Source organism: Desulfovibrio sp. SGI.133 (assembly GCF_050313955.1).
In the GTDB taxonomy this organism is placed as follows: Bacteria; Desulfobacterota; Desulfovibrionia; order Desulfovibrionales; family Desulfovibrionaceae; genus Desulfovibrio.
Map to the genome: position 1 here is coordinate 357,396 of NZ_JBNPMK010000002.1, position 11,203 is coordinate 368,598.

Annotated in this window: 8 protein-coding genes; 4 read left to right on the forward strand and 4 right to left on the reverse strand. The window is 62.1% G+C overall.

Translation table 11 applies throughout. The features are described 5' to 3' along the window. Nucleotides 1-71 precede the first annotated feature (71 nt). The 4 genes from carB to ACQRBR_RS04375 all read left to right on the forward strand — a co-directional run bounded on the left by carB (nucleotide 72) and on the right by ACQRBR_RS04375 (nucleotide 5,652). Nucleotides 72-3,314 carry a carbamoyl-phosphate synthase large subunit gene (gene carB / locus ACQRBR_RS04360; RefSeq protein ID WP_040368931.1) on the forward strand — a complete coding sequence of 1,081 codons (3,243 nt, stop codon included), beginning with the start codon at nucleotides 72-74 and terminating at the stop codon, nucleotides 3,312-3,314. Between the two features lie 3 nt (nucleotides 3,315-3,317). After that, nucleotides 3,318-4,445, forward strand: a complete 1,128-nt coding sequence (gene carA, locus ACQRBR_RS04365) for a glutamine-hydrolyzing carbamoyl-phosphate synthase small subunit (RefSeq protein ID WP_006003958.1) — start codon at nucleotides 3,318-3,320, stop codon at nucleotides 4,443-4,445. Nucleotides 4,446-4,924: 479 nt separating this feature from the next. After that, nucleotides 4,925-5,347 carry a hypothetical protein gene (locus ACQRBR_RS04370; protein ID WP_303880813.1) on the forward strand — a complete coding sequence of 141 codons (423 nt, stop codon included), beginning with the start codon at nucleotides 4,925-4,927 and terminating at the stop codon, nucleotides 5,345-5,347. 50 nt (nucleotides 5,348-5,397) lie between these two features. Beyond that, entirely contained in the window at nucleotides 5,398-5,652 is a 255-nt protein-coding gene (locus ACQRBR_RS04375; RefSeq protein WP_040368933.1) for a glycine zipper domain-containing protein, read from the forward strand. A gap of 373 nt (nucleotides 5,653-6,025) precedes the next feature. On the opposite strand, the gene ACQRBR_RS04380 is transcribed toward ACQRBR_RS04375, so the two are convergent. From ACQRBR_RS04380 to amrB, 4 genes are all read right to left on the reverse strand, one after another. Then, nucleotides 6,026-6,604 carry a UbiX family flavin prenyltransferase gene (locus ACQRBR_RS04380; RefSeq protein ID WP_427812388.1) on the reverse strand — a complete coding sequence of 193 codons (579 nt, stop codon included), beginning with the start codon at nucleotides 6,602-6,604 and terminating at the stop codon, nucleotides 6,026-6,028. A 190-nt stretch (nucleotides 6,605-6,794) separates the two neighbouring features. Beyond that, nucleotides 6,795-8,288 carry a NiFeSe hydrogenase large subunit HysA gene (hysA, locus tag ACQRBR_RS04385; RefSeq protein ID WP_081446786.1) on the reverse strand — a complete coding sequence of 498 codons (1,494 nt, stop codon included), beginning with the start codon at nucleotides 8,286-8,288 and terminating at the stop codon, nucleotides 6,795-6,797. Between the two features lie 47 nt (nucleotides 8,289-8,335). Next, on the reverse strand, nucleotides 8,336-9,286 hold the full coding sequence (hysB, locus tag ACQRBR_RS04390; RefSeq protein WP_006003973.1) for a NiFeSe hydrogenase small subunit: 951 nt from the start codon (nucleotides 9,284-9,286) through the stop codon (nucleotides 8,336-8,338). Between the two features lie 171 nt (nucleotides 9,287-9,457). Beyond that, nucleotides 9,458-10,327 (reverse strand): AmmeMemoRadiSam system protein B, encoded by an 870-nt coding sequence (gene amrB, locus ACQRBR_RS04395; protein WP_427812389.1) that lies wholly within the window; start codon nucleotides 10,325-10,327, stop codon nucleotides 9,458-9,460. Nucleotides 10,328-11,203 lie beyond the last annotated feature (876 nt).

Consider the following 11,203-nt stretch of genomic DNA (forward strand, 5'->3'; position numbering starts at 1 on the left):
GGCGGCAGGGGAGGCACCCGGAGGGGCAGGGCCGCACCCCTGCGATTTTCCCAACCATACAGGAACATCCAATGCCCAAACGCACGGATCTACACAAAATTCTGGTTATCGGCGCAGGTCCCATCGTCATCGGCCAGGGCTGTGAATTCGACTATTCCGGCTCCCAGGCCGTGAAGGCCCTCAAGGAAGAAGGCTACGAGGTGGTGCTGGTCAATTCCAACCCGGCCACCATCATGACCGACCCCCACATGGCCGACGCCACCTATATCGAACCCATCGAGCAGCAGACCCTGGCGGCCATCATCCGCAAGGAACGCCCCGATGCCCTGCTGCCTACCCTTGGCGGACAGACGGCGCTCAACGCCGCTCTTGGTCTGGCCAAGAGCGGCGTTTTGGCGGAGTGCGGCGTTGAACTCATCGGTGCGCGTGCCGAAGTCATCGAAAAGGCCGAAAGCCGCGAACTGTTCCGGCAGGCCATGGAGAACATCGGCCTCAAAGTGCCTGCCAGCGGCATTGCCCACAACATGGATGAAGTGCGCGCCCTGGGCGACGTGCTGCCCTTCCCGCTGATCATCCGTCCGGCCTTCACCCTGGGCGGCACCGGCGGCGGTATCGCCTACAACATGGCCGACCTGGAAGAAGTGGCCGGTCACGGCCTTTCCGCCAGCCCCGTGTCCGAAGTCATGATCGAGCAGAGCGTGCTGGGCTGGAAAGAGTTCGAGATGGAAGTCATGCGCGACAAGAATGACAACTGCGTCATCGTCTGCTCCATCGAGAACGTGGATGCCATGGGCGTGCACACCGGTGACTCCATCACCGTGGCCCCGGCCCAGACCCTGACCGACGCCGAATACCAGATGATGCGCGACGCTTCCTTCGCCATCATGCGCGAGATCGGCGTGGAGACCGGCGGCAGTAACGTGCAGTTCGGCATCAACCCCGACAACGGCGAGATGGTGGTCATCGAGATGAACCCGCGCGTGTCGCGTTCCTCGGCCCTGGCCTCCAAGGCCACCGGCTTCCCCATCGCCAAGCTGGCCGCCAAGCTGGCCATCGGCTATACCCTGGACGAACTGCGCAACGATATCACCCGCGAGACCGCGGCCAGCTTCGAGCCGGCCATCGACTACTGCGTGGTCAAGATCCCGCGCTTCACCTTTGAAAAATTCCCCGGTGCCAAGGACGAGCTGACCACCTCCATGAAGAGCGTGGGCGAAGCCATGAGCATCGGCCGTACCTTCAAGGAAGCCCTGCAGAAAGGCCTGCGCTCCATGGAGATCGGCGCCTCCGGTCTGGGCTTCAACTTCCGTCGCGAGCTGCCGCCCCTGCCCGAGATCATGGCCGGCCTGCGCAAGCCCCATTCGCGCCGCATCTTCACCCTGCGCCAGGCCCTGCTGGCCGGCGTGAGCGTGGAAGATATCCACGAGGCTTCCGGCATCGATCCCTGGTTCATCCGCCAGATGCGCGACATCGTGGACATGGAGACCCGCATCCGCGACTTCGGTCTGGCCAACGACATGACGCCCCTGAATCCCGAGCTGCCGGAGATCCTGCGCGAAGCCAAGGAATACGGCTTCTCCGACCGTCAGCTCTCCGAGATGTGGAAGCGTCCCGAGACCGACATCCGCCGTCTGCGCAAGGAAATGGGCATCGTGCCCACCTTCTACCTGGTGGATACCTGCGCCGCGGAATTCGAAGCCTACACGCCCTATTACTACTCCACCTATGAAAAGGGCGACGAAGTGCAGACCAAGGACTGCCGCAAGGTGCTGATCCTTGGCGGCGGCCCCAACCGTATCGGCCAGGGCATCGAGTTCGACTACTGCTGCTGCCACGCCTCCTTCGCCCTGCGCGACGCGGGCATCATGGCCATCATGGTCAACTCCAACCCCGAGACCGTGTCCACGGACTACGACACTTCCGACCGCCTGTACTTCGAGCCCCTGACCTTTGAAGATGTGATGAACATCGTGGAAAAGGAAAAGCCCGAAGGCGTCATCGTGCAGTTCGGCGGTCAGACCCCGCTGAACCTGGCCGTGCCGCTGATGCGCGCCGGTGTGCCGATCCTGGGTACCTCGCCCGATGCCATCGACCGCGCCGAAGACCGCGAACGCTTCCAGGCCCTCATCGAAAAGCTGGGCCTGCTCCAGCCGCCGAACGGTACCGCCATGGACCTGGATCAGGCGCTGGAAGTGGCCGAGCGCATCACCTATCCCGTGGTGGTGCGTCCCAGCTACGTGCTGGGCGGCCGCGCCATGGCCGTGGTCTATGACAAGGAAGAGCTGGTGGATTACTTCCGTGAACAGGTGCCCGAAAAGCCCGAGCATCCCATCCTCATCGACAAGTTCCTGGAACATGCCGTGGAAGTGGACGTGGACGCCCTCTCCGACGGCAAGGAAGTCTATGTGGCCGGCATCATGGAACACATCGAAGAAGCCGGTATCCACTCCGGTGACTCGGCCTGCGTGCTGCCTTCCTTCTCGCTCTCCTATGACCATGTGGCCCTCATCGCCGCCCAGGCCGAAGCCCTGGCCCGCGAGCTCAAGGTCGTGGGCCTGATGAACATCCAGTTCGCCATCAAGGGCGACGACCTGTACATCCTTGAAGTGAACCCGCGTGCCTCGCGCACCGCGCCCTTCGTCTCCAAGGCCACCGGCGTGCCGCTGCCTTACATGGCCACCCAGGTCATGCTGGGCAAGACCCTGGACGAGCTGGATCCCTGGAGCATGCGCCGCGGCGGCTTCACCTGCGTCAAGGAAGCCGTGCTTCCCTTCCAGCGCTTCCCCGGCGTGGACATCATCCTCGGACCCGAGATGCACTCCACCGGCGAAGTCATGGGCATGGGCAGCGACTTCCCCGAAGCCTACTACAAGAGCCAGCTGGCCTCCGGTCAGGATCTGCCGCAGGGCGGCAATGTCTTCATCTCGGTCAATGACCGCGACAAGCCCATCCTGCCCGAAGTGGCGGCCATGTTCGCCGACCTGGGCTTCCACCTGCTGGCCACGCGCGGCACGGCCCGCTACCTGCGCGAGCGCGGTCTGGAAGTGGAAGAAGTGCTCAAGGTCTATGAAGGCCGTCCCAACATCGTGGACCGCATGATCAACGGCGACGTGGCCCTGGTCATCAATACGGCCTCGGGCAAGAACACGGCCCGCGACTCCAAGTCCATCCGTCATACGGCCGTGAGCTACGGCGTGCCTTACTGCACCACCGTGGCCGGTGCCAAGGCCTCGGCCATCGCCATCGGCAAGCGCCGTGAAGACACGCATGTGGAAAGCCTGCAGGAATACTACGCGCGGGAAGCGCGGGGGTAAGATATGAAAGCATTACTGGTACTTGAAGACGGTTTCTGCCTTCAGGGCAAATCCTTTACCGGCGATTTTGAAACCGGTGGGGAAGTGATTTTCAATACAGGCATGACCGGCTATCAGGAAGTGCTCACCGACCCCTCCTATTACGGGCAGATGGTGTGCATGACCTATCCGCTCATCGGCAACTACGGCATCACCGCCGAAGACATGGAATCCGGCCGCGTGCACATGCGTGCCCTGCTGGTCAAGGAATGCTGCAAGGAGCCCTCCAACTGGCGCTCCAAGGAATCCCTGCCGGACTTCCTCAAGCGTTGGAACGTGCCCGGCATGGAAGGCCTGGACACCCGCGCCCTGACGCGCCATCTGCGCATCAACGGCGCCATGCGCGGCATCATCTCCACCCGTGACCTGGATGTGGAGAGCCTGCGCGCCAAGGCCTGCGCCCTGCCCAGCATGGAAGGTCAGAACCTGGTGCCCTTCGTGGCTGCCCAGAAGCCCTACATCCTTACGGCCGACGGCCCCAAGGACGCTCAGTTCGATGCCAACGGCGCCTATGCCTGGCAGGGCACGGGCATCCCGCTGCTGGTCTATGACTTCGGCGTGAAATGGAACATCCTGCGTCTGCTGGCCGAAGTGGGCTTCGAGCCCCTGGCCGTGCCGCCTTCCTTCACGCCGGACCAGGCCCGCGCCAGCGGCGCCAAGGGCGTGTTCCTGTCCAACGGCCCCGGCGACCCCGCCACCCTGAAGGACGAGATCGCCATCATCCGCGAACTGGTGAAGGAATTCCCCGTGACCGGCATCTGCCTGGGCCATCAGCTCATCGGCCACGCCTTGGGCGGCACCACGGCCAAGCTGAAGTTCGGCCACCACGGCTGCAACCATCCGGTCAAGGATCTGGGCACGGGCCGCATCGAGATCTCGTCCCAGAACCACGGCTTCCATGTGGTGCTGGACGGCCTGGACGATGTGGAAGCCACCCACATCAACCTCAATGACCAGACCCTGGAAGGCCTGCGCCACAAGACCCTGCCCATCATGAGCGTGCAGTACCATCCCGAAGCGGCCGCCGGTCCCCACGACGGGCGTTACCTCTTCGAGCGTTTCCACGAGATGATGAAGGCCGCTCTGGCCTAAAAGATATACGGCCTGAGGAGGGGGGAGCTCTTCTCCCTCCTCTCCAGCGCGCATTGTTGAGCGCATCGTTGACAGGGCTCTTCCCGTGAGGGAAGGGCCCTGTTTTTTTGTCGTGGAGGGGATGGCCGGTGATGGTGCGCAGGGATGCACCTGCAGCACAAGGGCAGGGGAGCCCCCGGGAGGCGGAAAAGGATGTCCGTCCGGGGATAGCCGCTAGACGCGAAGGGCCGGGGCCGCACAGGGCGCCATGGCGGGGATGCACGGCTGTCAGCGGGCGAAGGGCTCAGGAGCGGGAGAAAAAGAAAAAGCACTGCTATTCCCGGGCCCTGACGTTTCGCTCACGCTCTTGGTGCCAAGGTTCCGGCACAGGCTTGCCATCACCTGCGCACTTGGGCTATCGTCGTGGTATCGGTCCGAATCTGCTGCAGGCAGGTCGGCCTTCAACTGTCCGCAAGGGCAACAGACCAAAGGAGTCTGGAGTGAAAAAAGCCATCATGAGCCTTTGTCTGGCTGCGGCGCTTGTTTTTGGAGCTGCCGGCGTTCAGGCGGCAGAGCAGGACAAGGGCAACAATCCCGTGCTGCAATTCACGGGCAGCGTGTGGCAGAAGAGCAGCCTGGATAACAAGCTGAGTTTCCTGTTCGGCATGGATACCGCCATTGCTACGGAATACTTCGTCAACAGCCGGGAAGCTGAACTGGCCGCCAAGAATGGCAAGATGCCTGTGTCCAACCTGTCCAAGTTCGAAAAGGGCTGGATGAAGGCGTTCAAGGACGTGAAGCGCACCACCATCGTGGAAGAAGTGGATGCCTGGTATGCGGCCCATCCTGACAAGCTGGATCGCCCTGTCCTGGGTGTGCTGTGGTTTGAACTCGTCGAGCCGCGTCTTGCGGCCGCTCAATAACGGATCGTCCCTCACGAACTGATACGCCGATGCGTATTGTGGAGACTTCTATGAAAAAACTGTTTGCGATCATCTTGATGGCCGCCTTTATGGCAACGGGCGTCGCCTGCACCAATATGTCCCCCACCCAGCAGGGCGTGGCCAGCGGTGCCGCGCTGGGTACGCTGGGTGGTGCCGGCGTGGCCGCCATTTCCGGCGGTTCCGTGGGCTGGGGCGCTCTGGCTGGTGCCGGTATGGGTGCTCTGGCCGGTGGTATCGTAGGCAACCAGCAGGAAAAGAGCCGTTACCACCATCGTGGCTGGTAACCCCGCTTTCTTTGCTTTGTGACAGCGACCGCTCCCTTCGGGGAGCGGTTTTTTTATGGCCTTTATCCTGTTGCGCTCCACGGTGCGAAAGGGAAAACCATCCGCCATGCGGATGGCCTTGATCCCCGGAGCATCATTTCCTGCATCCCCGGCAAAAGTTCCCTCCTGTTCCTCGTGCTTTTCCATACGAAAGATGCCGGATGGACCTTTCCCGTATTTCCGGGGGACAGGGGCGTCGGGCACGGTCTGCCACGCTACTTCATCCTGCCATAGACCAGAGCAAAAGTTTTGGGGAGGGGATGGGGGAGTTTGAGGGGGAAGGGGAGGACTTTTTCCAAAAAGTCCTCCCCTTCCCCCTCATCACATATTTGCGTCAGCACCTCTCATCCGAAGGGCCCTGCCAGCGGCGGCACAACCGGTGGGACAATCCCAGCTGGTCAAAGATGCGGCCGCAGAACTGGCCCATGAGCCCTTCGAGGGTATCCTCCCCGCTGTAGAAGGCGGGCATGAAGGGCATGATGACGGCTCCGGCCTCGCTGGCCCAGAGCATGTTGCGCAGATGGATGCGGCTCAGGGGGCTTTCCCGGGGGACGAGGATCAGGGGGCGGCGTTCCTTGAGGGTCACGTCGGCGGCGCGGTGCAGCAGGTTGGTCCCGGCACCGGTGGCGATGCTGGCCAGGCTGCTCATGGAGCAGGGACAGACCACCATGCCGTCGTGCTGCCAGGAGCCGCTGGCCGGGGCGGCTCCCAGACAGGCCGCATCATGGCTGACGTCGGCCAGGGCATGCAGGGCGGACGGGGCAAGGCCGCATTCCGCTTCCAGCACGGCATGGGCCCCGGGCGAAAGGATGAGGTGGCTCTCCACGTCGGGCAGGGCAGCCAGATGGCGCAGCAGACACAGGGCCAGGGACATGCCGCTGGCACCGCTGACGCCTACGATGATTCGTTTCATAAAAGCTCCTTGGCCGTACCCTCCCCGGAGGAGGGCCTCTGCCGCAGGCAGCGGAAGGCCGGTGCCCTTTGGCAGGATGGCATGAAAGCGGGAGCGGGGACGGAAAACTGAGGATACGGTGGGAGAGAGGAAAAGAAAAGTCCCCCCTGCCACACGGACAGGGGGGACAAAGCGACAAATCGTGCGGAACCTAGCCCAGGTTCACGATGGATTCTTCGCCGGTCTCAGCGTGCAGCACGTGCACGGCACAGCCCAGTCACGGGTCGAAGGCGCGGATGGTGCGCCCAACATTGACGGGGTTGTTGATATCCGGGACCTGCACACCGATGAGGGCTTCTTCCAGAGGACCACGGCGGCCCTTGTCGTCGCGGGGCGAGCAGTTCCACAGAGTGGCGGAGATGATCTGGTAGCTGTCGATCTTCTGGTCCTTCACACGGATGTAGTGGACCAGCGAACCGCGGGGCGCTTCGGAGCAGCCATAGCCTTCGGCGCTCTGCGGGATCTCGAAGGGAGTGAAGGTCTCGCCGTCGGGCTTGACTTCCTTCAGCCAGCCTTCCACGGCATTGGCGATGAGCAGGGCTTCTTCGGCGCGGGCCACGTGACGGCCCATGATGGAGAAGACCTTGTCCCAGCCCAGGTCGCGGATGGTGCGGGCTTCGATGCCGAACTTTTCCTTCAGCATCTTCACGCCCACTTCGGACAGCGGCGCGTTGGCCACCCACATGCGGGCGGCGGGGCCCACTTCGATGACTTCGCCGTCGTAACGGGGAGCCTTGACGAAGGAGTAGGCGTCCTTCTTGTCCAGATTGGGGTTGGTCTCGGCGCCGTCAGCACCCTTGCCGGTGGTGGCGTCGTCGTACCAGGCGTACTTGAGGTCTTCGGTGATCTTCTTGGGATCGAATTCCACGTCACGGCCATTGAGGAAGACACCGGCCTTGAGCAGGTGGGTCTTGCCGTCGTCGGTCATGGGGAACACGCCGAAGCAGGAGCAGCCGTGCACGCCCTGGCCCTGTTCGAACAGGTCCTTGTACACGGAGCCCACGATGTAGGTGATGGGCAGGTATTTTTCGACGATGAACTGGCGCACCTTCTTGAAGCGGGCCGCATATTCCAGCAGGGCTTCCTTGGTGGGCATTTCAGTGGCACCGCCAGGCACGATGCCCTGCACATGGGGCATACGGCCACCGAAGAGGGCGACCATCTCGTGGGCGATGCGGCGCACTTCCAGGGCTTCCAGGTACTGGTCCACGCCCACCTTGTTGGCTTCGGGGGGCAGACGCAGGTCGGGCTGGGCGAAACGCGGCACGAAGGGCGCGGTATCGGGGCCGGCCACGAAGTCCAGAGCGGCCAGATGGTAGAAGTGCAGGATGTGCGACTGCAGGTAGTTGGCGCCCAAGATCAGGTTACGGGTGATGCGGCCGTTGCCGGTCACCTTGATGTTGAAGGCGTCTTCCTGCGCCAGGGCGGAAGCCATGGCATGGGAGGTGGGGCACACGCCGCAGATGCGCTGCACGATCTGGGTGGAGTCACGCGGGTCGCGCCCTTTCAAAATCTGTTCAAAACCGCGGAACATCCCACCGGTGAGGTGGGCGTCCACAACCTTGCCGTTCTCCACCACCACTTGGGCCTTAAGATGGCCCTCGATTCTGGTGACGGGATCGATGGCGATAGTGGCCTTGGCCATAAAGCTCTCCTTTGAACGTCAGAAAAAATGGAAAAGCCGGGCCGCTTCTAGTTGCTGTAGAAGGGGCTCTGTCCGTCGGGGAACGAGGGCTCGGTGCAGCCGATGCAGATGGCGTTGGCCACGCACCAGTTGACGCCGTTCCATTTACGTTCAAACGAGTCGCAGTACGCACCGGGGCCCTTGCAGCCCAAGTCGTAGCGGCAGCCGTCCTTCTCGGTGAAGGTGGCGGAGAACTTGCCTTCGTCGTACTTGCCCAGATAGGGGCAGTTCTCGTGCACGTTGCGACCGTAGAAAGGCAGCGGGCGGCCTTCGCTGTCCAGCAGGGAGACCACTTCGGCCAGGCCGGCTTCCAGGCCCTTTTCCTTGATCTTCTGGAGGGCCAGGGCGATGGTGCCCACGATCCAGTCAGGCTGGGGCGGGCAGCCGGGGATGTTGACCACGGGGGTCTTGATGCCGGCCTGCTTGAGCAGGGCACCGGTACCCATGGCTTCGGTCACGGAACCCTTGGCAGCGGGGATGCCGCCGTAGGCAGCGCAGGTACCCAGGGCCAGCACGGCGGCGGCATCGGGAGCCAGCTTTTTGACCAGGTCGGCCATGGTGATTTCGGTGTGGCCCTCTTCGGCCACCACGCAGTAGCGACCATCCTTGGCCAGCGGGATGGAACCTTCGATGGCCAGGAAGAACTTGCCCTTGAAGTTTTTGGCAATGTTCAGCATGTGGGTGTAGGCGTCGTGGCCTTCACCGCCCATGACGGTAGGATGGTACTCGAGGCTGATGATCTTCAGCAGCACATCAGCGATGGAGGGGTTGACGTTGTTCAGCAGCGACACTGAACAACCGGTACAGCCCTGTCCCTGCAGCCAGATGACAGGGGGGCGTTCGCCAGTCAACGTGCCGGCCAGGGCTTCGCGCACCGCAGGATGGAACATCTGCGCAACGCCGAAACCCGCCACTGTGCCGGTGCACAGTTTGACGAAATCACGCCTGTTGAGACTCATGCATGCCTCCTCATGTTGGCGTAGTGAAAAAAAACGGCAGTCGGGTTATGCCAAATGACATAAGTAATATGGATGTACCAAGGCCGGAAGATTGTGTCAACGTAACAATCCGAAGAAACAGGCTTAGGACAAGGGATTCCGAGCTCTTTGCTTGTTTTTTTGACGGACTTTTCAGCAGCTGAAGATACGCAGTCCGGCGTAGCCCACGACATGTTCCGCATCGTGCGAAACTGCTGCGGACGTTTCGTGCATGACCAGGGCGGCGCGCACTGCCGCATCGGGCACCCAGGCGTGCAGGGCATAGAATGCCAGCGCCAGCGGCGCGGCCCCGCACATGCTGATGCCCTCCCGGGCCACGGTGGCCAGCAGGGCGTCGGCATCACCTTTGAGGGCGGCGTCCAGGGCCAGGCCGTCCTTGTGCAGGGTGGTCTGCTGGTCTTCGTAGTGGTTCATGTCCGAGCTTACCAGCAGCAGGGGGCGCCGGCCGTCACGGCGCTGACAGCGCTCCAGGACCCGGGCCAGGCGCTGGCCGGCCGTGCGCAGCACAGGGGCCTGGCCGGTGCCCACGCAGACCGGCACCACATGCAGGGGTGCATCGCCCGCGCAGACCTGCAGGAAGGGCAGCAGGACCTCGATGCTGTGTTCCCGCACATGTCCCATGACATCGGTGCTGAAATCTTCGTCGGCCTCGCAGAGCAGGCGGGCCATCTCGCCGTCCACGGGCACGGGGCCCAGCGGGGTCTGCCAGGCACCGCCGGGCCAGACGGACAGGGGCGTGCCCAGTCCGGTATGGTTGGGGCAAAGCAGAAAGACCGTGCGCGGCAAGCGCACATGGGCCAGGGTGGCGCCGATGACCCGGCCGCTGTAGACGTGCCCGGCATGGGGGAGCATGAGACCCGCCAGATGGGCCGCATCTCCGGCGGCAAGGGCCGAAGCGGGCAGGGCCGCCCCCTGTTTCAGGAACGACTCCACTTCGGCGCGCAGGTCGGCCGGGACATCAGTATAAAAACGGCCTGCGACAGCGGGCTGACGAAGATGCATGGCGGTATCCTCCCGAAAAAGATCTTGAACAGGAAGGAGCATAGCGCCGGCGGCGGACAAAGACCAGCAAGACCGGGGCAGCTTTCCCGGCGGGAAAAGGGCAGGGCGGGAAGATGGGCGGTGAAGGCAGAGGAGGGCCTGCAAGGCTGTGTCGGCTGCTTTCCGCCAAAGGACTTTTCGCCTCAGGGATGTATGCGTGCCTCGTCCATCAGGCTTTGGCGATGTGATGCAGGTATTGAGCGAGCATAAGAAAGATACCTTTGTGTCTCAACGGTGCCTTTCTGCATCATTTGTGTTGTGTGGAAGGTATCGTTTCCCTGCGACGTGTTTCTGAAAAGGGTAACACAGGCCCATCAGACAGGTCAGCGGTATGGCATCAAGAAAAGTATCCCCATATGTCCGGGCAATGTGGGCGCAGGAGAAAAGAGACGTAAGCAAGGCCCGGAGCAACATCCCTTTGGGCAAGCCCGGTCGGCAGCGTCAGCAGATTGTTATAAGAGCAGCCGTGAGCCACAACATGCTCAGGCAAACATGCGCAAGCAGCAATGCACGTTTGAGAGGCCATCGGCATACACAAAGCCATATTCCAGACACAAACCAAACGATCAGGCAGGCCAGGTGAAGCAAGTAAAGATTTTCTGAGGCATAGTACCACAGTTGAGCCACAGACCCTTCACCGCCCCACAAGCAAGCGTATTGCTCCGGTGCGGTTTTGACGTTCCAGACTTCACTCACCCATACTATGGTCATGAAGCCACAAAACAGCAGCCATATAAATTCCCATGAAAAAATCTTTATGGATGCTAGTTTGTTATTCATTATGATTCTTTAAGGGGATATACGTTCACGATATGTAGTTTTATGAAGGTCTCTAAA

What these genes read in the sequence shown, in the direction of transcription:
- carB (WP_040368931.1), top strand. Translation starts at nt 72, where the DNA reads ATGCCCAAACGCACGGATCTACACAAAATTCTGGTTATCGGCGCAGGT.
- carA (WP_006003958.1), top strand. Translation starts at nt 3,318, where the DNA reads ATGAAAGCATTACTGGTACTTGAAGACGGTTTCTGCCTTCAGGGCAAA.
- ACQRBR_RS04375 (WP_040368933.1), top strand. Translation starts at nt 5,398, where the DNA reads ATGAAAAAACTGTTTGCGATCATCTTGATGGCCGCCTTTATGGCAACG.
- ACQRBR_RS04380 (WP_427812388.1), bottom strand. Translation starts at nt 6,604, where the DNA reads ATGAAACGAATCATCGTAGGCGTCAGCGGTGCCAGCGGCATGTCCCTG.
- hysB (WP_006003973.1), bottom strand. Translation starts at nt 9,286, where the DNA reads ATGAGTCTCAACAGGCGTGATTTCGTCAAACTGTGCACCGGCACAGTG.
- amrB (WP_427812389.1), bottom strand. Translation starts at nt 10,327, where the DNA reads ATGCATCTTCGTCAGCCCGCTGTCGCAGGCCGTTTTTATACTGATGTC.